At 63.2% G+C, this 24,053-nt stretch carries 19 protein-coding genes; 14 read left to right on the top strand and 5 right to left on the bottom strand.

Going from position 1 to position 24,053, the window contains the following annotated elements; genetic code table 11:
* Positions 1 to 13: 13 nt before the first annotated feature.
* From HYZ11_05125 to HYZ11_05075, 11 genes are all read left to right on the top strand, one after another.
* Positions 14 to 1,198, top strand: a complete 1,185-nt coding sequence (locus HYZ11_05125) for an acyl-CoA/acyl-ACP dehydrogenase (GenBank protein MBI3126969.1) — start codon at positions 14 to 16, stop codon at positions 1,196 to 1,198.
* Between the two features lie 133 nt (positions 1,199 to 1,331).
* Positions 1,332 to 2,453, top strand: a complete 1,122-nt coding sequence (locus HYZ11_05120) for an aminopeptidase P family protein (protein MBI3126968.1) — start codon at positions 1,332 to 1,334, stop codon at positions 2,451 to 2,453.
* Positions 2,454 to 2,516: 63 nt separating this feature from the next.
* Positions 2,517 to 3,731: a CoA transferase gene (locus HYZ11_05115; protein ID MBI3126967.1), complete on the top strand. Its 1,215-nt coding sequence runs from the start codon at positions 2,517 to 2,519 to the stop codon at positions 3,729 to 3,731.
* A gap of 58 nt (positions 3,732 to 3,789) precedes the next feature.
* Positions 3,790 to 4,776 carry a TAXI family TRAP transporter solute-binding subunit gene (locus tag HYZ11_05110; GenBank protein MBI3126966.1) on the top strand — a complete coding sequence of 329 codons (987 nt, stop codon included), beginning with the start codon at positions 3,790 to 3,792 and terminating at the stop codon, positions 4,774 to 4,776.
* Between the two features lie 89 nt (positions 4,777 to 4,865).
* A complete protein-coding gene (locus tag HYZ11_05105; protein MBI3126965.1) occupies positions 4,866 to 6,731 on the top strand; it encodes a TRAP transporter fused permease subunit in 1,866 nt (621 codons plus the stop codon).
* Positions 6,732 to 6,789: 58 nt separating this feature from the next.
* On the top strand, positions 6,790 to 7,641 hold the full coding sequence (locus HYZ11_05100) for a CoA ester lyase (protein ID MBI3126964.1): 852 nt from the start codon (positions 6,790 to 6,792) through the stop codon (positions 7,639 to 7,641).
* A 626-nt stretch (positions 7,642 to 8,267) separates the two neighbouring features.
* Positions 8,268 to 9,815 (top strand): hypothetical protein, encoded by a 1,548-nt coding sequence (locus HYZ11_05095; protein MBI3126963.1) that lies wholly within the window; start codon positions 8,268 to 8,270, stop codon positions 9,813 to 9,815.
* A 96-nt stretch (positions 9,816 to 9,911) separates the two neighbouring features.
* On the top strand, positions 9,912 to 10,829 hold the full coding sequence (locus HYZ11_05090; GenBank protein ID MBI3126962.1) for an ABC transporter permease: 918 nt from the start codon (positions 9,912 to 9,914) through the stop codon (positions 10,827 to 10,829).
* A 21-nt stretch (positions 10,830 to 10,850) separates the two neighbouring features.
* Entirely contained in the window at positions 10,851 to 11,750 is a 900-nt protein-coding gene (locus HYZ11_05085) for an ABC transporter permease (protein MBI3126961.1), read from the top strand.
* A 26-nt stretch (positions 11,751 to 11,776) separates the two neighbouring features.
* Entirely contained in the window at positions 11,777 to 13,129 is a 1,353-nt protein-coding gene (locus HYZ11_05080; GenBank protein MBI3126960.1) for a M20/M25/M40 family metallo-hydrolase, read from the top strand.
* 26 nt (positions 13,130 to 13,155) lie between these two features.
* Entirely contained in the window at positions 13,156 to 14,514 is a 1,359-nt protein-coding gene (locus HYZ11_05075; GenBank protein MBI3126959.1) for a M20/M25/M40 family metallo-hydrolase, read from the top strand.
* 27 nt (positions 14,515 to 14,541) lie between these two features.
* Here the strand turns inward: HYZ11_05075 and HYZ11_05070 are convergent, their stop codons facing one another.
* The 5 genes from HYZ11_05070 to HYZ11_05050 form a co-directional block, all read right to left on the bottom strand.
* On the bottom strand, positions 14,542 to 15,246 hold the full coding sequence (locus HYZ11_05070; GenBank protein MBI3126958.1) for an ABC transporter ATP-binding protein: 705 nt from the start codon (positions 15,244 to 15,246) through the stop codon (positions 14,542 to 14,544).
* The gene (locus HYZ11_05065; GenBank protein MBI3126957.1) at positions 15,243 to 16,013 is read right to left on the bottom strand and encodes an ABC transporter ATP-binding protein; all 771 of its coding nucleotides are present in this window, start codon (positions 16,011 to 16,013) and stop codon (positions 15,243 to 15,245) included. The genes HYZ11_05070 and HYZ11_05065 overlap by 4 nt, the downstream gene beginning before the upstream one ends.
* Positions 16,010 to 16,972, bottom strand: coding sequence for a branched-chain amino acid ABC transporter permease (locus HYZ11_05060; GenBank protein MBI3126956.1), 963 nt, complete (start codon positions 16,970 to 16,972; stop codon positions 16,010 to 16,012). The genes HYZ11_05065 and HYZ11_05060 overlap by 4 nt, the downstream gene beginning before the upstream one ends.
* 27 nt (positions 16,973 to 16,999) lie before the next feature.
* A complete protein-coding gene (locus HYZ11_05055) occupies positions 17,000 to 17,863 on the bottom strand; it encodes a branched-chain amino acid ABC transporter permease (GenBank protein MBI3126955.1) in 864 nt (287 codons plus the stop codon).
* A gap of 80 nt (positions 17,864 to 17,943) precedes the next feature.
* On the bottom strand, positions 17,944 to 19,155 hold the full coding sequence (locus tag HYZ11_05050; protein ID MBI3126954.1) for an ABC transporter substrate-binding protein: 1,212 nt from the start codon (positions 19,153 to 19,155) through the stop codon (positions 17,944 to 17,946).
* A gap of 549 nt (positions 19,156 to 19,704) precedes the next feature.
* Between HYZ11_05050 and HYZ11_05045 the strand changes: the two genes are divergently transcribed.
* The 3 genes from HYZ11_05045 to HYZ11_05035 all read left to right on the top strand — a co-directional run bounded on the left by HYZ11_05045 (position 19,705) and on the right by HYZ11_05035 (position 23,986).
* Positions 19,705 to 20,859: an extracellular solute-binding protein gene (locus HYZ11_05045; protein ID MBI3126953.1), complete on the top strand. Its 1,155-nt coding sequence runs from the start codon at positions 19,705 to 19,707 to the stop codon at positions 20,857 to 20,859.
* Between the two features lie 122 nt (positions 20,860 to 20,981).
* Positions 20,982 to 22,688 carry an iron ABC transporter permease gene (locus HYZ11_05040; GenBank protein MBI3126952.1) on the top strand — a complete coding sequence of 569 codons (1,707 nt, stop codon included), beginning with the start codon at positions 20,982 to 20,984 and terminating at the stop codon, positions 22,686 to 22,688.
* A gap of 107 nt (positions 22,689 to 22,795) precedes the next feature.
* A complete protein-coding gene (locus HYZ11_05035; GenBank protein ID MBI3126951.1) occupies positions 22,796 to 23,986 on the top strand; it encodes an acyl-CoA dehydrogenase family protein in 1,191 nt (396 codons plus the stop codon).
* Positions 23,987 to 24,053: the final 67 nt, after the last annotated feature.

The raw sequence follows: 24,053 nt of genomic DNA, 5'->3' as shown, positions 1-24,053 counted from the left end.
AGGAAATGGTTCCATGGTCGATTTTGCATTATCCGAAGAGCAGGTCGCGCTGCAAAAACTGGCACGAGACTTCGTCAAGAACGAGGCGAAACCCCTCGTCAAGGAGCTCGATAAGGGCCAGACGCCCGATGACTGCGTGAGCATGGATCTCATCAAGCGGTGCTCCGAGTTGGGCTTTCGGACTCTCGCGGTTCCGGAGCAGTACGGCGGCGGGGGCGTCGAAGACACCGTGACGGTGGTTATCGTGTGCGAAGAGCTAGGCGTGGGCGATGTGTCGCTCGGCAGCCTGCCGATCAACGGCCGCAAGCTCTATCACATGCTGAGCGACCGCCGCGTGACGACCGAGGACGTGCGCGACAAGTGGCTCAGGGATTTCTGCGCGGACCCCACCTTTCTCGTGGCGGTCGGGATGACCGAACCGGATTCCGGAGGCGACAACATCCTTCCCTACAACGCCCCCGGCGCGGGGGTGCGGACGACGGCCGTGAAGGATGGCGATCATTTCGTGATCAACGGGATGAAGCAGTTCATCGGACATGGCGGAATCGCCAAGCTCTACTATGTCTTCACGAGGACGGACCCGAGCAAAGGCATGCTGGACGGTTGCACCTGCTTCCTCATCCCGGACGGCCATCCTGGGATGAGATACGGCCGGGTGCACGACAAGATGGGTTTCCGGCTCCTGAGGAACGCCGAGATCATCTTCGAAAACTGCCGCGTCCCCAAGGAATGGATGCTGGGGCCGGAAGGCCGCGGGATCGTCTCCATCCGCGCGTCGCTGGCGAACGACGGCATCCTGAACGCCGCACGGTCCATTGGAGTCGCCCGGGCGGCCTTCGAGGAAATCGTCGAATTCTGCAAGAACCGCGTCCAGGGCGGCAAGCCCATCATCGAGCATCAGGCCATCGCCTGCGAGCTCGCCGACATGTACGCCTCGCTCCAGGCGATGCGGTCCCTCGTGTGGAACGTGGCATGGTCCACGGATCATGGGACGCCGGATCCCAAGCGCGTGCCCGCCGTGATGTGCTTCTGCACCAACCATTCCTTTGAAATCGCCCACAAGGCTGCGGAGCTGGCGGGCGGCATGGGCGTGATGAAGGAAGCCCCTTTCGAGAAGCTCCTGCGGGACTCGTTTTCCATCAAGCATCTCGACGGCGGAAACTACATCAAACGGCTCAAGGTGGCCGCGGGCCTGTAGTCCGGCTGATCGGCCCGTGCGCCATCAGGCGCTTTATTGCCGAGAGGAAGGCGTCATGAAGTGCCAAAACAACTTTTGGCCTTGGTTCTCAAAGGAGGAATACGCGGCCAGGTATGAGCGTATCCGGACCGCCATGCGGGCGAAGAGCCTCGATGGCCTCATCGTCTATGGGATCGGGGGCTACCTGGGGACGGACCCCGGCCAGCCGAACGTGGTCTACATCGCCAGCTTCGCCGGATTCGTCCAGACCTACGTCGTGTTCCCGCTCGAAGGAGAGCCGACCGTCTTCACGACGTGGGGAAATCACCTCAAGAACGTGAAGCAGACCACCCACCTGAAGGACGTGCGCGCCGGAGGCATGGCGCAGACTCCCCTGCGGGTGGCGGATCGGCTCAAGGAGCTAGGCCTCGACGAGAAGCGCATCGGGATCGTCGGAGCGATGCACTGGGCCAACATCAATCTTCCCTACGACCATCACATCGCGATCACCCGAGCGCTGCCCAAGGCGGACTTCGAGATAGTGACCGAATGGTTCGAGCGGCTGAGGCTGGTCAAGAGCGATGAAGAGATGGCTTACATGCGCAGGGCGGCGGCCATGACGGACGCCGCCTACGATCTCATGGTCCGGGCCACGCGCCCGGGGGTGCGGCCCTGCGACCTGTACAACATCGTGCTGCGCGCCGCTCACGACATGGATGGGAAGATTCCTTTCGGCCATGTGGGACGGACCCCCATGAGCAATCCGGACATGATCTATGCCCATCAGCTCGCCCTGACCACCCCCATCCAGATGGGCGATGTCATCATGACCGAGATCGCGGTCGGGTGGGGGGGATATTTCGGGAAAATCTGGGGCACGTATTTCGTGGGAGAGCCGACGCCCCAGTACGCGGCGATGTTCCGGTTGGGCCAGAAGACGCACGCGGATCTCCACTCCGCGATTAAGCCGGGCATCAAGGGGAGTGATCTCGCGCGGCCGTGCATCGACGCCATCCGGAAAGGCGGCTACACGCCGAAGACGTGCATCTTCGGATGGTCGAACTACAACTCTCCTCCGGACATCCGCGCGTCCGGCGACACCGTCACCGACCCCGACTTCGTCTTCGAGAGAAACCACTGCGTGAATGTGGTCGCATGGCCGGTGAACGAGGCGGAGACGGCGGGGATCTGGATCGGCGACACATCCGTCGTCAGCGACAGCGGCATTGAAAACCTGCACAGGTACCCGCTTGCGGAGATATGCGTCGTCCGTTGAGGCGTGGGCTCGGGCGATGGCGCCGGCAATCGGCGGTTTTGGCACTCACGGCGAGAGGCGCGGATGATCCCGGACAATGGTGTGAAGCCCAACGCCCTTCAGGGCCTGAAGGTGGTGGAATGCGCGACGGTCATAGCCGCGCCCCTGTGCGGCCGGCTCATGGCCGACTTCGGCGCGGAAGTCATCCACGTGGAACACCCAAAGACGGGCGACCACCTGAGGCAGTTCGGCTTCTCCGTCGATGGGATCAATCCCTTCTGGAAATGCTACGATCGGAACAAGAAGTTCATCACCCTCGACATCTCCAAGCCGAAAGGGCGCGAGCTTCTCGTCCGCCTGCTCCGGGACGCGGACATCTTCATCGAGAATTTCAGGCCGGGCCGGCTCGAGGAATGGGGCATACGCTACGAGGACCTCTCCCGGATCAATCCCCGTCTCATCATGGTGCGGGTGACGGGCTACGGCCAGTACGGTCCCTACAGCAGCTTCCCCGGCTTCGGCACCCTCATGGAGGCGATGAGCGGCTTCGCCGCGATGACGGGAGAGCCGGATGGCCCTCCCGTCCTTCCTCAATTCGCCCTCGCCGACAGCTTTGCCGCGTTCCATGGCGCCCTGGCGGCGATGTTCGCCGTCCATTACCGCGACGTCGTCGGCACCGGGGTGGGCCAGGTCATCGATGTGAGCATCTGGGAGAGCCTTTACGCGATGGTGGGGCCAAATGCGCTCGCGTATGAACTCACCGGGGAGCCCCCGAAGCGCATCGGCAACAGGGCCGCGAGCGCCCCGAGGAACACCTACAGGACGAAGGACGGACGCTGGGTGGCTCTCGCGGCCTCGACCCAGACGATGGCCACAAAATTTTTCGCCGTTATGGGCCAGCCGGAGCTCATCCGGGATCATCGCTTCAGTACGAACATGAACAGGGTGAAGAACGTCGACGCGCTCGACGCGATCGTCGGGAAATGGATGGCGGAGCATACGCTGGATCAGACCGTCGGACTGCTTAGGAAGAGCGAGATCCCCGTGGCGCCGATCTATGACATCCGCGACATCATCAAAGACCCCCATGCGAAGGCCAGGGAGATGGTGATTCATGTTCCGGACGAAGACAAGGAATCGCTGATGATGGAAGGCGTCTTTCCCAAGATGACGCTCACTCCCGGATCCGTGAGCCATGCGGGAAAACGCATGGGTGCCGACAACGATGAAATTTTCAAGAAGCATTTGGGCCTTTCCGAGCTCGACATGACCGATTTGGCGGCAGAAGGGATCATTTGACTCGGCCGGGCCCGTCTTCGCAACGGACAGCCACCGCATCCGGGAAGGAGAAGCCGAAATGAAGAGAGTGGGAATCGGAACCGTTATTTTTTCCGTCATGCTGTTGACCGCGGCCACAATCGCCTTCGCGGCGAAATTCGAAATCGGGCTGGCAGGCGCGGGCCCCGCCTCGCTTGCCTATACGCTGGCGGCGGGCGTTGCCGAGAATACGAATACCAAGACGAAGCTGCTGCGGATCACCGCCGAAACCTCGGCCGGATTTGTCGAGAACATCAGGCTCGTCGGGCGCGGCGAGAGCCATCTTGCGTTCACGGGCGGAATACAGATCTTCCAGGCCTTCCGCGGCCTGGGGCCCTACAAAGGCGAGTCTCCTTACAAGGACCTGCGCGGAGTGGCCGTGACCCATGGCACGAACGTGAGCTGGAACGCGAGAGAGGGGATCAACTCTGTCCCCGAACTGGCGGGGAAGACGGTGAGCATTGGGCCTCCGGGCAGCGCGATTGCCGACCTGGGGCTGCTCATCCTGGACGCCTACGAAGTCAGGAGCAAGGTCAAGATCCTCCGTCTCTCCTACGAGGAGAGCAGCCGGGCGTTCGTCGACGGCCAGGTTGATGCATTCATGGGAGGCCCGGCGCCCTACCCCGCGGTCATGCAGGCCGGCGCCCAGAAGAAAATCAACATCCTTCCTCTCGACATGGAACGTCTCAAGAAAATCCAGAAATTGGCCCCCGTTTTCCTCGATACGATTCCCGCCGGCGCCTACGATTGGCTCAAGAAAGACGTGCCGGTGCTCGGCTACCTGGGCTACATCGTCGCCCACAAGGGAGTGCCGGAGGAGGCGGTCCACGAGCTGCTGAAGGTCAACCTGAGCCCCGAAGGGGTCACATATCTCAAGCGGAATCACAGGCTTTGGAACATGTGGAACACCAAGACCTACATCGAGGAAAAAGGGGCCTTCGCCCTCGAAGGCCTGAAGCTGCACCCCGGGGCCGTGAGGTACTGGAAGGAGAAGGGGGTGAGTATCCCTTCTGCGCTATTGCCCTGAACGCGAAAAAGGATGCAAGGCTGGACTGACGGAATGTCAGCGGATTTCGTTCGCGGGGTACGCCGCCGAAGGAGGGCGGGCCATAGGGGATGCGGCAACTTCAAGGCTTTGAGCGTTCTTTTGTTAATCTGACCGCGGCGGGATTCGCGCTCTTTTTCGTGTACGCGACCGCGGTCACTCTTCCTTTCTATGTCACGCGCCCGATTTACATCTGCCTCTGCTATATCCTCGTGTTCTCCCTTTACCCCGCCTCGGCGACCTCCCCTAGGAGCCGGATTTCGGCCGTCGACGTTTTTCTCGGCGCGCTGACTCTTGTCATGACCGTATTCTTTTTCATGGAATATGAATACTACATCGAGAAGCCGGGACTGATGCGGCCGAAGGATATGGTGATGGGCACGGTCGCCCTCGTCCTGAGCATCGAGGCGTGCCGCCGGGTGTTGGGCCTATCGCTCCCTATCCTGTCGGTCGCGGGATTGGCATATGTGCTTTGGGGGTTCGTGATCCCGGGGGCGCTCGGGCACCGCGGGTTCACTTATGCCCGCGCCATCGGCCAGATCTTCAGCTTCGACGGGATTTATGGGAGCATCACCGGCGTCTACGCCACCTATGTAATGCTTTTTGTGATATTCGGAGCGGTCATTCAAGCCTGCGGCATGAGCGCCTTTCTCCTTGAACTGTCCAACACGCTTGTCGGCCGTCTCAAGGGGGGAGCCGCCAAGACCGCTGTGGTTTCGAGCGGAGCGGTGGGGATGATCATGGGAAGCGGGGCGGCCAACGTCGCCGTAACCGGCTCCTTCACGATACCCGTGATGAAGAAGGTGGGATATCCCGCCCATGTGGCGGGGGCGATTGAGACCGTGGCATCGGCGGGCGGCGTGCTCATGCCGCCCATCATGGGGTCGGCCGCCTTCGTGCTGGCCTCCTTCACCGAAATACCCTATGGCAAGGTCGCCCTCTATTCCTTCCTGCCCGCCCTGCTTTTCTACTGGGGCATCTATATTCAGGTTCATTTCCTCTCGCACAAGCTGGGAATCCCCGAAGTGAGGGACGCGGCGCCGATGGCAGAGGTCATGCGAAAGGGATGGCACATGCTGATCCCCATCGCTCTGGTCTTCATCCTGATCTTCGGGGGGCTGAGCCCCTACAGGGCTGCGCTCTGGGCCATCGCCGCCACCATCCTCCTGCATTTCATCCGGCCCTATGGCACGGACAGGATGAATCTGACCGAGACCTTTCTCACCTTCGGCGATGGCGCCAAGCTACAGCTTTCGGTCGGGGCCAGCGCGGGGGCCATCGGAGTCATCGTGTCCATGCTGGTATTGCCCGGCCTCCCCCTCAAGGTGGCCTCCTTCGCGGTGATGCTCTCCCAGGGGAATCTCCTGGCGATGCTCTTCTTGATGATCATCACCTCATATGTCTTCGGCATGGGTATCCCCATGATTGCGGCATACATCATCCTGGCGGTTATCGCGGTGCCAGGGCTGGTCGAGCTTGGGCTTCCTCTCTTCAATGCGCATCTGATCATCATGTGGTACAGCTTGGCCGCTCTCTGGACCCCGCCGGTCGCCGTCGGCGCATTCGTGGCGAGCGGTATCGCCGGCGCGAGCGCCAGCCGAATCGGATGGTATGCGGTGAGGCTTGGTATCGGGCTCTATGTGATACCGGTTCTGATGGCGTATGGAACGATCATCAATGGGACCCTCACCGAGATCCTCTTCGCCGGCCTGGCCATTGCCTGCAGCCTGTATGCCTTTGCGGCGGCGGCGGAGGGGCACACGCACCGGCCGCTCCAGCCGTGGGAAAGGGCATTTTGCGTGGTGTTAGCCGCGCTTCTGATATTTCCGGCGACGGGGATCCGTCTCGTCGGGATGGCGTTTTTTGTCCTCGCGGTGGGCTTTGAGTGGCGGATACGATTGGCGCAGAGGCCCAGCCTGGAGGTGAAGAGTTCCTGAAAGGAAGGACCGCCTGGATGCCCGGAATTCCGACAATCGGATTCTGCGGGGGGAGGAAATGAGAAAGCCGCTCGTAACCCTCTACACGCCCGGCAACAGACCGGACCTTGTCGAAAAGGCATACAAGTATGATCCCGACGCCATCATCATCGACCTAGAGGACGCCGTGCCCGTCCATCTGAAAGAAAAGACCCGGCACGAGGTGGCAAAGCTCATCCCCGCCCTGAATGTACAATCCTTCGTAAGGGTGAACGGCGAGCCCGAATTCCTGGAGGATGATCTCAAGGCGGTTGTTTCCAGGCATATATGCGGCATCACGCTTCCCAAGCCGGACAGCGTGGACTTGGTAAAGAAGGCCGACGGCATTATCGGAAGCCTCGAACGGGAGAGGAATCTCGAGCCCAATTCCGTAAAGCTGATGCTCCTGATGGAGACGGCGCTCTCCGTTCTGCGGTGCTTTGAGGTGGCAACCGCGGCGAAGCGGGTCGAGAGCGTCGTCTTCGGAGGCGCCGAGGGGGCCGATTTGCAGCGCAGTCTCAAATGCGCCTGGTCCCTTGAAGGGACGGAGATGCTCTATGCGCGCTCCAAGGTGGTTCTTGAGGCCAGGGCCGCCGGGGTCAAGTATGTGCTGGACGGGGTTTTCAGCGATATCCAAAATGACGAGGCCCTGAAGGCCGATTGCATCCTCTCCAGGCGCCTCGGCTACGATGGCCGTCCTCTCATTCACCCCCGTCACATCTCCATCGCCCGCGGGATTTATGCGCCCAAGCCCGAGGAACTCGAATACAGCAGAAGGCTTGTCGCGGCCTTCGAGGAAGCCGAGTCGAGAGGCTTGGCCGCCATTTCCTTTGAAGGCAAGCTGGTCGATTACGCCATGTATAAGAACGCGAGGGAGTTGCTTTCCTCCTAGAGTCCCTTATCTGGGGCCGTGCAATTTCCCCCGGTCTGATTCCCTCTTATGGCAGAGGTTCGCCTTGGCGTGTTCCGCCCGCGACATCTCGCTGATGGATGTCGCCCGTGTTCTGGACGGCCCGGGCGTCCCGCCGCAATGCATGCTGGGGTTTCAAAGCTGTGAGGCGGATGCCCGTTTGAGCCACCAGCTATCCGGCAGCGCCTTTCCGCCGGCCGCCGCCTCCCCTTGAAGCGAGGCGGCGGCCGGACTGTTTCCGTTTCGCGCGGTCACTGGAACCGCATGCGCCGTCCTTCCGGAAAGATTGTTCTCTGCCAGATAAAGGCTGACGAAGCGGGGTCCCTGCATGAATCTCCTGCCGGCGGCGGTTGCGGGAAGGAGCCCGGCGCAGGTACCGCTGGCTGAGCAAGGTCCTTTACGAAGCGAAATCAAAGAATTGCAGATGTGGCCGCGACCTGTTTTCTTTTGGCCGGCCAGGCGGGCCGCCGCTTTTAGGGGACACGCTTTTTCGCTCCGCTTGGTATACAATTCTCTTGAATCCTCGAAAAAATGAGATTGCCCCTTGCGCGGAGAGCGGCAAGGGAGCCCCGGACCCATCCACGAGCCTCATCAGGGGAGAATCCGACATGAGACGATTTGCGGCAGGATGCGCGCCGGCCCTCGCGGCGCTCGCTCTCTTGCTTGCCGGCTGGCCCGGGGCCTCCCAGGCGGCCAAGAGCGACGACACCGTCGTCATGGCGCTGGGCTCGCCGCAGCCCACGATGGATCCGCGCGACCACCGGGCCCGCGTGGGCATCATCAAGGACTGGCACGTCTATGATCCCATCCTGCGGCGCGACTCGAGGACGGGGAAGGTGAAGCCGGCCCTGGCCCTCTCGGTGAAGCCCGTGGACGAGCTTACTTGGGAGGTCAAGCTCCGCCGGGGCGTGAAGTTCCACAACGGCGAGCCCTTCAACGCCGAGGCCGTCAAATACACCATTGACTCCATGAAAGACCCCGCGAACAAATTCCTCAATCGCGGGAATGCCACCTGGGTCTCGGAAGTGGTCGTCAAGGAGCCCTACACGGTCCACATCCTCACGAAAAAGCCTTTCCCTCTCGTCGAAGAATTGCTGACCGCCATCCTGCCCGTTCCTCCCGAACACGCGAAGAAGGCGGGCAAGTCGGGGATGGCCGCCCGGGCCATCGGGACGGGCCCCTACAAGTTCGTCAGCTGGAAGAAGGGGGTGAGCCTCGTCCTGGTCCGCAACGACGACTATTGGGGCGAGAAGCCGGCGATCAAGAACCTGGTGATCCGGCCCATCAAGGAATCCGCCACCCAGATAGCCGAGCTCCTTAGGGGAGGCGTCCACGTCATCCGGCAGGTCCCCCCCGACCAGGCGGAGTTCATCAACAAGTCGGGGACGGCCGTGGTGAAGTCGGCGCCCGTCCTCCGGGTGGTCTATCTCCAGATCGATCAGGCGGGCCGGGACTCCCGATCGCACAAGGCGCTGCGGGACCTGCGGGTCCGCCGGGCCATCGCCCACGCCGTGAACGTGGACGCCATCATCAAGCACATCCTCCAGGGCCGGGCCATGCGCAGCGCCACGGGGATCAGCCCACTGGCCTTCGGTTACGACGACTCGGCGAAACCGCCCAAGCACGACCCCGCCCTGGCCAAGAAACTCCTCGCCGAGGCGGGCTACCCCAACGGTTTTTCTGTCACCCTGCACACCTACAGCGGCTCTGTCATGGCGGAGCGGCAGGTGGCCGAGGCGATCCTGGCGGACCTGAAGCAGGTCGGCATTGAGACCAAGATATTCCACTTCGACAACGTCGGGGTCTATACCAAGATGGGAACGGGCGGGAAGCGCGGGGACCTCACGCTCGCCAGTTGGGGCAGCCGATCGATCTTCGACGCCCATCAGATACTTCTTCCCATCTTTCATTCGAAGGACCCCTTGAGCTACGCCAAGGTGCCCGCGCTTGACAAGGAGATCGACGCCGGAGTTTCCACGGTCGACGCCGAGCGGCGGAAGCAGATCTACGCGCGCGCCCAGAAGATCATCCTGGACGAGATGCTGGCGGTGCCCATGTACGGCCAGCACGAAATCGTGGGTGTGAACAAGGACCTGGAGTTCGAGCCCGCGGGGGACGAGATCCTGCGCCTCTACGAGGCCAAGTGGAAAAAGTAGCCGGTTCGCGGCTGGGCCGATCATATCCCCGTCGGGCGCGCTCCGGCGTCCGGCGGAGCTCTCCATCGGCGGGGCCGTAAGGCCGGGGAGGCGCTCATGCGGGCGTTCATCATCCGCCGGATCGGGCAGTCCGTCCTGGTCTGCCTCGGCGTAGCGGTGGTCACCTTCCTTCTTCTTCGGATCGCGCACGACCCCGTCTACGTTCTGCTCCCGCCGGAATCCACCAAGGAGGAGATCGAAACCCTCCGCAAGGCCATGGGATTCGACCAGCCGCTACCCGTCCAGTTCGCCTTTTTCATGGGAAGGCTCCTCCAGGGGGATTTCGGCGACTCCTTCGTGATGGCCCAGCCGGCTTCTCAGCTCATCTGGGAGCGCATGCCGGCCACCCTCGAGCTCAGCCTCGCGGGCATGGCCATCGCGCTCGCGGTGGCCATCCCCCTGGGTGTCTTCGCGGCCTTCCGCCGGAATACCCTGATCGACACCTTCTGCACCAGCTTCGCCGTGAGCGGCCAGGCCATGCCCATCTTTTGGTTCGGCATCATGCTCATCATCATCTTTGCGGTGCAGCTCAAGGTGCTGCCCGTGTCGGGAAGCGGCACCTACCTCCACCTCATCCTTCCCGCCGTCACCCTGTCGCTCAACCTGGCGCCCATCATCATGCGGCTTACCCGCTCGCGGATGCTGGACGTGCTCAACCAGGACTACATCCGAACGGCTCGGTCCAAGGGCGTCCTGGAGCGCGGGGTGCTCTTCCGGCACGCCTTGCGGAACGCGGCCATCTCCGTTGTGACGATCATCGGCCTCCAGTTCGGCCGCCTGATGGGAGGGGCGGTGGTGACGGAGACAGTCTTCGCCTGGCCGGGGGTGGCCACCCTGGTGGTTTCCTCCATCTACAACGCGGATTTTCCCGTGGTCCAGGCCGCGACGTTCTACTTGGCGATTTTCATCGTCGCCGCGAACACGGTCGCCGACATCGTCGTGGCTTGGCTGGACCCGCGAATCTCGAGGAGATAGGCCATGGCGACCGAGACCCGGATGGCAGAGGCGGCCGCAGCCTGGCGCGAGGCGCCCTTGGATGTCCGCGGGAGCGTCCCCCTGCGCCACCGGCTCTGGCGGGTGCGCTACGGCCTGATCGGCGCCTTCGCCGTCCTCGTCATCCTCGCTGGCTCCTTCCTGGCTCCCTGGGTGGCGCCGCATGATCCCTATAGGGGAATCGTGAGCCAGCGGCTCATCCCCCCGGCCTGGGAGGCCAAGGGCTCGACGCTCCACCTCCTGGGCACGGACCAAGTGGGGCGCGACTACCTCTCCCGCCTCATCTTCGGCTCGCGCATCTCGCTCGCTGCGGGCTTCCTGTCCACCCTGTTCGCCGCCCTGATCGGGATCCCGCTGGGCGTGACGGCGGGCTACTTCGGGGGGAGGTGGGACAACTTTGTCTCGTTCGCGGTGAACGTGATGCTCGCCTTCCCGGGCGTGCTCCTGGCCCTGGCCGTCATCTCGGTGCTGGGGCCGAGCTTCTTTAACCTCATCGTGGTCCTGGGGATTACGAGCTGGCCGCTCTACACGCGGGTGGTCCGCGCCGAAGTGATGAGCTACCGGGAGCAGGAATTCACCCTGGCCGCCCGAGGGATCGGGGGCACCCAGGGCCGGATCATCCTGCGGCACATTTTCCCCAACCTGATCAGCACCATCCTCGTCGTGAGCACCCTCGAGGTGGCCCACAACATCCTCCGAGAGGCCTTCCTGAGCTTCCTGGGGCTGGGGGTCCAGCCGCCCATCCCCTCCTGGGGGGGCATGCTGAGCGAGGGGCGGACCTACATGCTGAACCTCTGGTGGCTGGCGGCCTTCCCGGGCATCGCGATCTTCGCCACCACGCTGGGCATCAACCTGCTGGGCGACGCCCTGCGCGATTTTCTCGACCCGCACCAGGCGGCCTAGTTTTTTTCTTCGGACAAGGGAGCGCCATGAAGGACGTCTACGAAGCCATCGACCGGGGACAAGAGAAGTTCATCGCGGAGCTCAATGACCTCCTCCGGCTGCCCAGCGTAAGCTACACGGGGGAGGGCATTTCGGAGTGCGCGGCGCACCTGTGCCGCTGGCTCCAGGGCTGGGGGGCCGAGGCCCGGGTGGTGCCCACGAAGGGCCATCCGGTCGTTCTCGGCAAGGTGGAGCCGCCGGGGGCCAGACGGCGGGTCATCGTCTACGGCCACTACGACGTCAAGCAGGTGGGCGATCTCTCGGAGTGGGAGTCGCCTCCGTTCGAGCCCACCGAGCGCGGCGGCGCCATCTACGCCCGCGGCGCGGCGGACGACAAGGGCCAGCTCCTCGCCAACGCCATTGCCGTCCGCCTCCTGAAGGAGATGGGGCGGCTCCCGGTGGCCGTCATCTTCGTCTTCGAGGGGGAGGAGGAGATCGGCTGCAAGAGCTTCCAGGGCTTCGCGGAGGCCCACCGAGAGGAGCTCCGGGCCGACCTCTACTACGCCTCGGACGGCCCCCGGCACACCAGCGGCCGGCCCACCGTCCGCCTCGGGAACCGCGGCAACCTCTGCATGCGGCTGGTGGTCCGGAACGAGATCGGGAAGCACGTCCACTCGGGGAACTTCGGGGAACTCGTCCGCAACCCGGCCTGGGACCTCGTCCACATCCTCCACACGATGAAGGATCCCGAGGGGGAGGTCCTGATCCCGGGCTTCTACGACGAGGTGGCTCCTCCGAGTGAGCTGGAGCGCCAAGCCCTCGCGGACATCCCCGACGACGAGGCCGAGGTGTGCCGCGCGCTGGGCATCTCCAAGATCTACGGTTCTCCCCGGTACAGCGTGAGCGAGAAGCTCTTCTTCCGGCCCACCCTCACCATCGAGGGCTTCGAGTGCGGGATGGAGTCCACCATCATCCCCGGCCAGGCCATGTGCTACCTCGAGTCGCGCCTGGTGAAGAACATGACCCCCGAGGGCACCTTCGAGAAGATCAAGCGCCACGTCGAGGCCCAGGGCATCCCCGGCGCCACCCTCAGCCTGACGAGGGGGAGCCTGCCCAACAAGACGCCCCTGGACCACCCCATGGTGCGCCCCGTCCTGGAGGCTTTCCGGCGGATGCACCGGGAGGGGGTGCTCGACGCCTCCCCCCTCGTCATGCCCATCTCGGGGGGGAGCAACGCATCGACCCAGGTGTTCAACCAGTACCTGGGCCTGCCCGTCATCACCACGAACTACTCCCAGCCGAACAGCGGCCAGCACGGCCCGAACGAGAGCATCCGCATCGATCACTTCATGATGGGGATCAAGATGGGCGCCGCGGCGCTCGCGTCCCTGGCGGGCTGAGCCGGCCGCGCAGAGGGGAGGGGAACGTGGAAAAAGCATTCGCCTACATCGACCGGAACTTCGACCGTTTCGTCGAGGAGCTGGCCGCCCTCTGCCGCATCCCCAGCGTGAGCGCCCAGAAAAAGGGCCTGGAGGACTGCGCGCGTCATATCGTAAGCGGGATGAAAGAGATTGGAATCGACGCCCGGGTGATGACCATGGGAGGGCCGGACAACCCGCCCCTCGTCTACGGGCGCCTCGACGCCCCGGGCGCCCGGCGCACCCTCTTCATCTACGGGCACTTCGACGTCCAGCCGCCCGAGCCCCTCGACGCCTGGGACACCCCGCCCTTCGAGCCCGCGATCAAGGGCGGCCGCATGTACGGCCGGGGCACGGGGGACAACAAGGGCCAGTTCCTCGCCCACCTCAAGGCCGTCGAGGCCCTCCAGCGGAGCGGGCGCGGCGTGCCCCTCAACCTCCGCATCCTCCTCGATCCCCAGGAGGAGATCGGGAGCCCCATGCTGGAGGCGTTCGTGACCTCCCACGCCGATCTCTTCCGCGCGGACTTCGGCTACAACGCCGACGGGATCGCCGCCGAGGGGAACGTGCCCCTCCTCTCCTTCGGGAACCGGGGCTCCTGCTATGTGGAGGTGAGGGTCCGCACCGCGCGCCGTGACGTCCACTCAGGCCAATTCGGGGGGCCCATGCCGAACGCCGCCTGGCGGCTCGTGGAATTCCTCCAGACCCTCCGGGACCCTGACGGCCGGCCCGCCGTCGCAGGCTTTTTTGATAGCGTCATTCCCCCCACCGAGGCGGACCGCCGTGCCCTGGCGGCCATCCCCTTCAACAAGGAGGCCTGGAAGCGGGAGGTCGGCGTGGCCGAGGAGGCGGGTCCCTCGGGCATGGGCTATTTCGAGAAGATCATGTTCCAGCCCACCCTCAATATCTGCGGGCTCACCTCGGGCTACGGCGGCCCCGGCACCAAGACCGTCATCCCCTCCACGGCCTCGGCCAAGATCGACATGCGGCTGGTGAAGAACCAGACCCCGCCCGAGATCTTCGAGAAGTTCAAGGCCCACGCCCGCCGGCATGGCTTTGGCGACCTGGAGGTAATCCAGCTCCTCACCTATCACCCCTCCAAGACCCCGCTCGACCACCCGATGAGCGTGGCCGTCGTCGCGGCCGTGCGCGAGATCTTCGGCAAGGAGCCCCTGCTTTACCCGGTCACCGGGGGCTCCAACCCCAGCTATATCTTCAACGAGCTCCTGGGGATCCCGATGGTGAAGGTGCCCTACGGCAACTACGACGAGGCGAACCACGCCCCGAACGAGAACCTGGATCTCGAATTTTTCCGCAAGGGGATCAAGACCTCGGTCAAGGTCATCCGCGATCTGGCCGATATTTAGAAGAGAGCGCTTCGGCTCCGGCACCGATCAAATTGCCAGGTAGCGCCGCACGACCTGCTCGTCGGCGTAGATCTCCTCCAGCGTCCCCGCGTGCTGGACGGCCCCTTTCTCCAGGATATAGGCCCGGCTTGCCACCAAGCGGGAGAACCTGAGGTTTTGGTCCGCCATCAGGATGGTCACCTTCTCTTCCCGTATGGTGCGGATGATCTCGACGAGGCTCCGTACCACGATGGGACTGAGCCCCTCGGAGGGTTCATCGAGGAGGAGGAGCGAGGGATTGGTCATCAGCGCGCGCCCGATGGAGAGCATCTTCTGCTCGCCGCCGCTGAGATGGCTCCCGCGCCGGGAAATCAGGGGCCTCAGGGCCGGCAGGAGGTCGAGAACCTTCTCGAGCGTCCACGCACCCTCCCGGCTGCCCGCGGAACGGCGTGCCAGCTCAAGATTCTCTTCCGCGCTTAGCTCGGCGAAGACGCGGCGATCGTCCGGGACATAGCCCACCCCGCGGCGCGCGATGTGGTAGGGCGCCAGGCCGGCGATGTCCCGCTCCATGAATACGACTCGGCCGCTCCGCGGAGGCGCCAGCCCGATGACGCTGCGCAGCGTGGTGGTCTTGCCGACGCCGTTCCGGCCCAGGAGACACACCACTTCGCCCCGCTCGACCGCCAGGCTGACATCCTGGAGGATGTGGCTGGCGCCGTAAAAGGTATTGATATTCTCCACCCGGAGGATCATGCGACCTCCCCTCCGAGGTAAATCTCGCGCACCCGCGCATCCCCCCGGATGGCGGAAGGGGTTCCGCGGGCGAGAATCCGGCCCTGGTGGAGCACCACTATCTCGTGCGCCAGTGAAAAGACCACGTCCATGTCGTGCTCGACGAGCACGAAGGTGGTCCGCCCCGCCGCGCTGAGGTCCGAGATCAGCTTCAGGATGCGGGCGCGCTCGGCGGGGTTCATCCCCGCGGTGGGCTCGTCCAGGAGGATCAAGCGCGGCTCGGCGGCCAACGCGATGCCCACCTCCAGCAGCCTCTGGTCGCCGTGTGAAAGGGTGGCGGCCGGAAGATTCGCCTTCTCTTCCAGGCCGGTTTCGGCCAGGATCATCTCCGTTCTCCGGCGGATTTCCCCATTCACGTCCACCGCGCGCCAGAAACGCCAGGCGGTGCCGAGATGGCTCAAGAGGGGGATCTGGACGTTCTGATGGACGGCGAGCTGGGGGAAGACGTTCGTGATCTGAAAGGATCGTCCCAGGCCGCGGCGCACGCGCTGATGAACGGGGAGCCGGGTGATCTCCTCGCCCTGGAAGAATATCCGGCCCGCGTCGGGGAGAAAGTTTCCGGAGAGCAGGTTGATGAACGTGGTCTTCCCGGCGCCGTTTGGCCCGATGATGGCTGTCAGCACGCCCTCCTTCAGCTCCAAGTCGACGCCGTCGACGGCGCGCACCTCGCCGAAGGATTTATGCAACTTCTCCGTCCGGAGAAGTTCGGGACGAGCGGGGCCCGTCAACCGAGCCGCCTACAGAGCGCCGGCCGGATGTGCGCCTCGTAGTATCCGACCACGCCTCCCCGAAATCCCAGAACGAGGACAAGCAGCACCAGGCCGAAGCCGAGGAGCCAAAATTCCGTCATCCGCTCGATGAACTCCTGGATCACGTAGAAGAGGAAAGCCCCCACCATGGGGCCGGCGAAGGTATGGATGCCGCCCAGGAGGGTGGCCAGCACGGGCGCGGCCGACTTGGTCCAATGGGCCGCGGTAGGAGCGACGGTGTTCTCGAGGGGAGCCACCATGGCGCCTGCCAGGCCGCTGATGAACGAGGAGAGGGCGAACGCCGCCAAGCGGTAGCGTCTTACCGGGACGCCTGCGAAGGCCGCCCGGTTTTCGTTCTCCCGGATGCCCTGGAGGACGAGGCCGAAGGGGGAGTGGACCACGCGGTGGATCATCCCCACGCCGGCCGCGGTGATCGCCAGGACGAGGTAGTAGTAGGTCCACAGCGCGTTCATCTTCACGGCGCCCATGCCCGGAATCCAGAGGGATCCCCGAGGGATGCCGATCAGCCCGTCGTCCCCGCCCGTCACGGACTTCCAGTCGAAGGCGAGCGCGTACACCATCATCCCGAATGCCAGGGTGAGCATGGCGAAGTAGATGCGCGTGTGGCGGACGCAGAAGAATCCAATCACGACCCCCAGCCCGCCGGCGACGAGCGCCCCGCCGAGGATGCTCGGCAGGAGAGACAAGGGCGTTCGCATGAGCAGGAGGCCCGTCGCATAGGCGCCCGCCGCGTAGAAGCCCGCGTGGCCGAATGAGAGGAGCCCCGTGTAGCCGAACAGGAGGTTGAAGCCCATGGCGAAGAGGGCGAGGATGAGGACCTGGATGGTGAGATACATGTAGAATCGCTCGCCGGTGAGAGGGATGCACAGCAGGAGAATCGCGGCCGCCAGACAAAAGGTCCAACGCAAGGCGCGCATGGATTCCCTTCCCTCCCTGTCTCGGGCCTAGGAAGCCCCGAAGAGGCCCTGAGGGCGGACGAGCAGAATGGCCGCCATCAGGATGTACATGAAGGCCAGCTCGAAGACCGGGGCGTAGAGGTGCCCGTAGGCATTCACGAGCCCGATGAGGATGGACCCGAAGAAGGCCCCTTTCAAATTGCCCAGCCCCCCAATGACGGCCACGGCGAACGCCTGAATGATGTAGTCCTCCGCCATTCCCGGCGACACCGTGCGGATGGGGATTCCCAGCGCCCCCCCCACGCCCCCCAGCCAAGAGCCGAACATGAACACCCCGGTGAACAGCCCCGGGACATTCACTCCGATGGCGGCCGCCATCTCGCGGTCGGCGGCGGCGGCCCGGATGGTGCGTCCCCACCAGCTTTTCTCCAGCAGGAGCCACAGCCCCAGGCCCACCAGCGGCCCCAGCGCGATGACGAAGAGGTTGTAGACGGGGAAGGGCCGCCCGAGGATGGAGATCGCCCCCGCGAGAAATCCGGGAACCGGGGCCGACTGGTAGACGGGTCCCCAGCCCCACTTCACCAGGTCGGCGAAGATCAGGATGAACGCGAAGGTGAGGAGGAGCTGGTAGGCCTCGTCGATGTGGTACACGCGCCGGATGAACAAGCGCTCCATCAGGCCGCCCACGAGGGCCACCAGGAGCGGACCCACGGCCAGCCCCACCCAGAAGTCCATCCCCAGGATGCGCACGGCGCTGTAACTGAGGTAAGCCCCCAGCATGTAGAGGCTCCCGTGGGCGAAATTCAGCACCCCGAGCACGCCGAAGATGAGGGTGAGGCCCGCGGCGACGAGCCACAGGAACATGGCCAGGCTCAGCCCGATCATGCCCTGGTAGAGCAGCTGCTCAAGCAACTTCCTGGCCTCCTCGCACGGGGGAGCGCGGGCCTCTTCCTTCCTTGGAAGAGGCCCGCGACCGGGTCGCCGGAAAGTGCTTAGGAAGTGAACGGGGGGTGCCGGTAGTACATCTCGGCCGGGACCGTCCTGATGTCCCCCAGGATGCGGAAGGGATACTTGGGATCGGCCTTGGTCCGCCCCCAGGGCACCTCGTAGACGGCCTGGTGGTCCTCCTTGCGGAACCAGCGCCGCCCCCCGGGGCTGATCATGGTCATGTCCTCAAGAGCCTTGATGACCTTGTCCGTCTCGGTGCTCCCCGCCCGCTCGCAGGCCTGCTTGATCGCCCAATAGGCGGAGTAGGAGGTTTCGGAGGAGTAATGGGGATACCGGTTCCAGCGCTTGTGGAAGCGCTGCACGAAGCTCTCGTTGACGCCCGTGGGCGGGTAAAGGAACCAATAGCGGCTGCTCACCCACAGTCCCTCGGGGTAATCCTTCCCCAGCCCCTCGAGCACGTCCATGGCCCCGCCCATCGGGTTGACCCACTCCTTGATCTTGCCGAAGACTCCGAACAGCTTCGCCTGCTTCACCAGCGAGACCGCCTCGCCGGCCCACTCGGTGGTGAAGATGCCCTCCGGGTTGGCGGACATGACCTTGGAGATGTGGGGGCCGAAGTCCTGCGTCCCGAAGGGGGCCCACGACTCCTCCACGAATTGGACGTCGGGCCGGAACTGCTTCAGCGTCTTCTTGAACATCTCCCAGGAGGTGTAGCCGTACTCGTACTTGGGAGAGATGGTCGCCCACCGCTTGATCGGGAAGTCCTTGGCGATCATGGCCGAGGCGATGCCGTCCTGGTAGACCGGCACGGATATCCGGAAGATCTGCTTGATTCCCTCCTTGTAGACGAGCTGCTCGTTGACCTTCTCGGTGGCGCCGTGGGTGATCATCAACACCTTGTTGAGCTGGGGCATGATCTTGCCCACGGCGAGCGCCACCCCGCTGGAGTCGATTCCCGCCACGAAGTCCGCCTCCCACTCGTCCACGAAGTAGCGGGCGTTCTTGACGCCGACGTCGGGCTTGACCTGGGTGTCGCGGAACTGGAACTCCAGCGGACGGCCCAGGATGCCGCCGGCGGCGTTGATCTCCTCGGCCGCGAGGGTGGCGCCCATCTGCATGAACTGCCCGTAGCCGCCGAGGACGCCCGAGAGGACGCACATGTGGCCGATCTTGACCGGCTTGCCGCTGGGCTTGGCCGCGCGGGCCGTGCCCGGGCGGGCGATCCCCGCGGCCAGCAACCCTCCTCCTGCCGCCATCGCGCCGATGAACGTCCTGCGGTTGAGCTTGCGGCTTTCTGTCATGGCACCCCCTCCCATTGAGGCCCCGCCCCCTCATCCATCGCCAACAGCCTCGATACCACGGTTCGCCGGATGACCCGAAGGCGGCCTCACGCCACTCTACCTACCGGCGAACATGTGCCCTTCAGTCCGATGGATATAGGGCCATTATAATGAAGAGAAGGCGTTCAAAGAACCATGGGCAGGCAAAAATCGCCTCGCGGGAGGCGGGGAAAAAAGGGAGACGGCATCCTGTCCATCCCAAAGGGAAAGCAGATTTCGCTGATAATTGTTTGTTTTCCCTGCTTCGATCTTCTGGCTTCCCGACCAAGTTCTTCTTCAATCCGAGGGGAGCCGTAGCGTCCCACGCATCGATGGCAGCCAGGTCCGATTTCCAGCCGGCGAATTTTATGTTCAAGCGCCATTGACATTGCCCAACCAGGCAACATATTTGAGTTAATAGCCGAAATTCAGGTCTTTATTTACGTTAACTTGCAGCCGACCCTTGTCCCGATGCGATGGGAAGCCTTGCGACCCGTCGCCGCAAAGGAGGCGCCCATGGTGCCAAAGACGACGTTCCCGACACAGATGGCATGGCTCGCGCTGAGCGTGATTTTTTGGATGAGCCCAGGACCGGCTCTTGCGGCCGAGCCGCCGGTCCTTCGGGAACTTTCGGGGGCTGAGAGAGCGCATACGGCAAAGCTGCTGGCCGGCGCCCAGAAAGAAAATGAGCTCGTGATCATCACGAATTCCCTCGATCCTCCCTTCGCCCAGGCCTTGTACAAGGACTTCCAGGAATATTACGGACTCGGGCACATCCGGATGCGCCACACGATGAAGCGCTCCGGCGGGGTCATCTCCACCCTTCGCAACGACATCAGCGCGGGCCGGCACAGCTTTGACCTCCTTCAGGTCGGCTCGCCGGACTTTTTCCATCAGCTTCTCCAGCGAAAGGCCCTGATGAAGTACGGCTCTCTCGCATACAACAATTTCATCCCCGAGGTAACCGGAGAGAAGAAAGGCGCCGACGGAGCGGTTGGGTACTACATCTCGGGCCAGGTGAACATTTCCTCCATCCTCTACAATACCAAATACGTCAAAAAGGAAATCAAGACTTGGGACGATGTCCTCGATCCCCAGTTCAACGGGAAAATCATCGTCTCGGAAATCACCAAGTCGGGGACCATCTCATACGTGTATGTGGGGATGCGGCAGATTCTTCCCCGTTCATACTTCGAGAAGCTCGCCAAAATGGATCCCATCTTCATCTTGGCCCAGCGCGAGAGCGTTCAGAAGGTGGCGACCGGAGAGAAGTGGATCGCTCTTCCCATCACATCCGGCCTGGCCTACCCCGATTGGAAGCGAGGGGCCCCTCTCAAGGTGGTGTTCCCCGAGGGCAGGACCGTCGCCTTGGGTTACCCGTTCGGCATCCTGGCCAAGGCCCCCAACCCCAACACCGCCAAGCTCTTTATCGACTATCTGCACGGCAAGCGGGGCCATCTGAAATGGATGATGCTCAAGGCCGCTTCCACCGGCATGAGGGGCATTCAGCTTCCCTCCGACATTACCGCCTTCAGCCCTCCCCTGGAGAGACTCAAAATCGTCCCGATGGAGTGGGAGAGGATCGGCAAGGAAATGAATAACTGGAAAGAAGAATACCGGCAGATTTTTTACACCAAGTAGTGGCCAGCGGAGGTTCATCCTTGGCCCGCAAGGGCTTCCCGGACGGGCCGGGGACGTGGATGGGCGCGAGGGCATCCCTCAGGCCGCTTTGAGCGGGGGTGGCATTGGCCTGGGCAGCGAAAGTGATTGAACTCCGCCAATTCGTGCCGAGGCGGCAGGATTGGTCTCTCGCCCACCTGGGAATGGGGCTGGCCGCCCTGCTGGCCGCCTTCCTCATCCTTTACCCGCTCTACACCCTGCTCCTCGGGAGTTTCCAACGGACGGACGATTGGGGAGAGGCGATCGGGTTCACTCTCCAGCATTACCGCAAGGCCATCGAGCCCCGCCTTCTGATGGCCTTCGCCAACACATTGCTCATCTCCGTCGGTACCTGCCTCCTCGCGGGTTTCCTCGGGATTGCCTTGGCCTGGATCAACGCGAGGACCAATTCCTTCGGGGCCCGCGCACTGGAGCCTTTTAATCTGATCCCCTTCTACCTCTCGCCTCTCGTCGGCGCCATCGCGTGGATGTACCTGGCTTCGCCCTCGGTGGGCCTCCTCAACCAATGGCTGAGCGGCCTATTCGCCCTCGCCTCGGGACCTTTCGACATCTACTCCAGGACGGGAATCATCTGGGTGATGGGACTCTTCTATGCCCCCTATATGTACTTGTTCACGGTGGGCTCGTTCCGGAAGATGGATCCGGCTCTCGAAGAGGCGGCGCGCACGGCCGGTTCCGGCATGCTGGAGACGACGATTCGGGTCACGTTGCCACTCATGCTTCCCGGAATCCTTTTCGGCCTGAGCCTTACCTTCGTGACGAGCATGGGGCTGTTCAGCGTGCCGGCGGCGCTGGGCATTCCGGTGCGGATCGAGGTCTTCGCCACCGCCCTCTATGGCGCCATCGAGGGGAGCACGCCGAACTATAATTTGGGCGCCGCCCTTGGAATGTTCGTCCTTTTCACGACTTTTGCGATCTTCCTGGTGCAGCGGAAGATTCTCCTGCCCCGCGAATTCACCACGGTCACGGGAAAGGGCTACCGGCCGGCGGTCATCGACCTGGGGAAATGGAAGTACCTTACATTCACCTTCCAGTTCCTCTATCTGCTCATGGCCGTCATTTTGCCCATCCTGGCTCTTTTCATCGTCTCCATCTCCGAGGCGTGGCTGGGGCAGATCGACCTGAGCCGGCTGACCTGGGAGCACTATTTCTACGTCCTGGTCAGCTATCCCCTGACCCAGCGGGGCATCTCCAACAGCCTCTTTCTTGGATTCTTCGGCGCGACGGCGGCCATGACCTTGTGCTTCGTCCTAGCCTATACGGTTCATCATCTGGAGGGAAAATCCAAAGCCGTCCTGGATTTCCTTCTATCCATGCCCATCGGCATGCCGGCGATTCTCCTCTCCATGGGCGTGCTGATCGCCTACATCCGGACCCCTCTCTATGGCACCATCTGGCTCCTTCTCATCGCCTACGTGACGCGGTACCTTCCCCTGGGGGTGAAAAACGTTTCCGCGATCCTTCTCTCTCTCTCGCAGGAACTGGAGGACAGCTCCCGGCTCTGCGGCGCCCGCTGGCTCACCACGGCGCGGCGCATTCTGGTTCCCCTCGTCAAGCCCGGCCTTCTCTCGGGCTGGATGGTGCTCTTCCTCATCTTCATGCGGGAGCTGAACGCTTCCATCCTGCTGTACTCAGAGGGGAACGAGGTGATGTCCGTGATCCTCTTCCTTCTCCTGCAAGATGCCCCGGCGCCCCAGATCGCCGCCTATTCCATGATTCAGACCATCATGATGCTGGCCATCATGTTTTTGATCAGAAAAATCGCCAACCCCGACGACATGGGCGGCTGAGACGCCGCCACCCGCCGAAATCAGGCGAACCTGCGCCTGATGAGGCCGTGGTTCCTGCACTCACGGCGCCAAAACGCGGTTGAGCCTTCTTGGGGAGGATGTATCGAATGGAACTAGCCGTCGCGCAAGTCTCCGGACAAAACTTGGCCTTGCAGCAGCTGGCGAGGGAGTTCGCCGAAAAAGAGATACGCCCCATTTCGGCCGAGAGGGACCGCATCGTCAACCCTCGGGAGACCATCTGTTGGGACGTCATCCGGAAGGGCTCTGCCCTGGGCTTGCGCACCCTCGCGGTGCCCGAGCGGTTCGGAGGCCCGGGTGTGGATCTGATGGGCCAAACGCTGGTCATCCTGGAACTCGCCCGCGGGGATGGAGGCATCGCCAAGACTTTCAGCCAATGCTGGAAGTGGACCCCCATGCTCACGGAACTCGCCAACGATGAACAGCGGGAGCGTTTCCTGCCTCCCTTCATGAACGACGATGCTTATTTGCTGGGGATGGGAAGCACCGAGCCTGATGCGGGGTCGGACAACCGCTGGCCTTCCAGCGACCCGAAGCTGGGCTTGAAATTGTCGGCCGTCCGGCAAGGAAACGACTGGATATTGAACGGCATGAAGCACTTCATCGCCAACGGCGGAGTGGCTAAACTCTATATCATCATGACGCGGACCGACTCGGCAGTCCCCCTGGCCAAGGGGACCACGATGTTTTTCGTCCCGGCCGATACCCCTGGATTCCGGATTGGGCGAACCCACGACAAGGTCGGATGGCGGACGTATCAGAACGCCGAGCTCATCTTCGAGAATTGCCGCATCCCCGATGCCCACCGCCTTGGGGAAGTCAACAAGGGGAAGAGCGTCCGGCAGGAGAATGTCTCGGGATTCAACGACGTCGAGCTCGCCGCAAACATGCTTGGGATGGCGCAGGCCGCCTTCGAGCATGCCCTCGAGCACGCGCGGAACCGCGTCCAGGGAGGCCGCCCTATCATCGGGCATCAGGGGGTCGCCCTCAAGCTGGCCGACATGTACATGCGTCTTGAGGCGGGGCGGGGGTATTTGTTCCGCGTGGTCGAGGGCTGCATGGAGAAAGGAGCCGCTTTCGATTCGGCTTCGAAGCAGCTCCTGAAGGTTTTCACGACCGAGGCCTGCATCAAGGTGGCTCAGCAGGCGGTGGAGATTTTCGGAGGGATGGGCGTCATGCGCGATGCGCCCGTCGAGAAGATCATGCGTGACATGACCGTCTTTCTTCACTTGGCGTCCGACGTGGTTCACGTCCTCACGGCGGCCCAAAAGTTGCCGTAGGAAGCGAACGAATTCAATTGACCATCTAGGAAGAACATCGCTGTCGCGGTCATCCCAGGAGCGAGGG

The sequence above is a fragment of the Candidatus Tectomicrobia bacterium genome (assembly GCA_016192135.1).
Lineage (GTDB): Bacteria > UBA8248 > UBA8248 > UBA8248 > UBA8248 > 2-12-FULL-69-37.
Note: the sequence above shows the minus strand (reverse complement) of the source record. Positions and strands in the feature narration are given on the sequence as shown.

Coding starts and splice junctions, on each gene's coding strand:
- HYZ11_05125 (MBI3126969.1), top strand. CDS start 14: ATGGTCGATTTTGCATTATCCGAAGAGCAGGTCGCGCTGCAAAAACTG.
- HYZ11_05120 (MBI3126968.1), top strand. CDS start 1,332: ATGCGGGCGAAGAGCCTCGATGGCCTCATCGTCTATGGGATCGGGGGC.
- HYZ11_05115 (MBI3126967.1), top strand. CDS start 2,517: ATGATCCCGGACAATGGTGTGAAGCCCAACGCCCTTCAGGGCCTGAAG.
- HYZ11_05110 (MBI3126966.1), top strand. CDS start 3,790: ATGAAGAGAGTGGGAATCGGAACCGTTATTTTTTCCGTCATGCTGTTG.
- HYZ11_05105 (MBI3126965.1), top strand. CDS start 4,866: ATGCGGCAACTTCAAGGCTTTGAGCGTTCTTTTGTTAATCTGACCGCG.
- HYZ11_05100 (MBI3126964.1), top strand. CDS start 6,790: ATGAGAAAGCCGCTCGTAACCCTCTACACGCCCGGCAACAGACCGGAC.
- HYZ11_05095 (MBI3126963.1), top strand. CDS start 8,268: ATGAGACGATTTGCGGCAGGATGCGCGCCGGCCCTCGCGGCGCTCGCT.
- HYZ11_05090 (MBI3126962.1), top strand. CDS start 9,912: ATGCGGGCGTTCATCATCCGCCGGATCGGGCAGTCCGTCCTGGTCTGC.
- HYZ11_05085 (MBI3126961.1), top strand. CDS start 10,851: ATGGCAGAGGCGGCCGCAGCCTGGCGCGAGGCGCCCTTGGATGTCCGC.
- HYZ11_05080 (MBI3126960.1), top strand. CDS start 11,777: ATGAAGGACGTCTACGAAGCCATCGACCGGGGACAAGAGAAGTTCATC.
- HYZ11_05070 (MBI3126958.1), bottom strand. CDS start 15,246: ATGATCCTCCGGGTGGAGAATATCAATACCTTTTACGGCGCCAGCCAC.
- HYZ11_05060 (MBI3126956.1), bottom strand. CDS start 16,972: ATGCGCGCCTTGCGTTGGACCTTTTGTCTGGCGGCCGCGATTCTCCTG.
- HYZ11_05050 (MBI3126954.1), bottom strand. CDS start 19,155: ATGGCGGCAGGAGGAGGGTTGCTGGCCGCGGGGATCGCCCGCCCGGGC.
- HYZ11_05035 (MBI3126951.1), top strand. CDS start 22,796: ATGGAACTAGCCGTCGCGCAAGTCTCCGGACAAAACTTGGCCTTGCAG.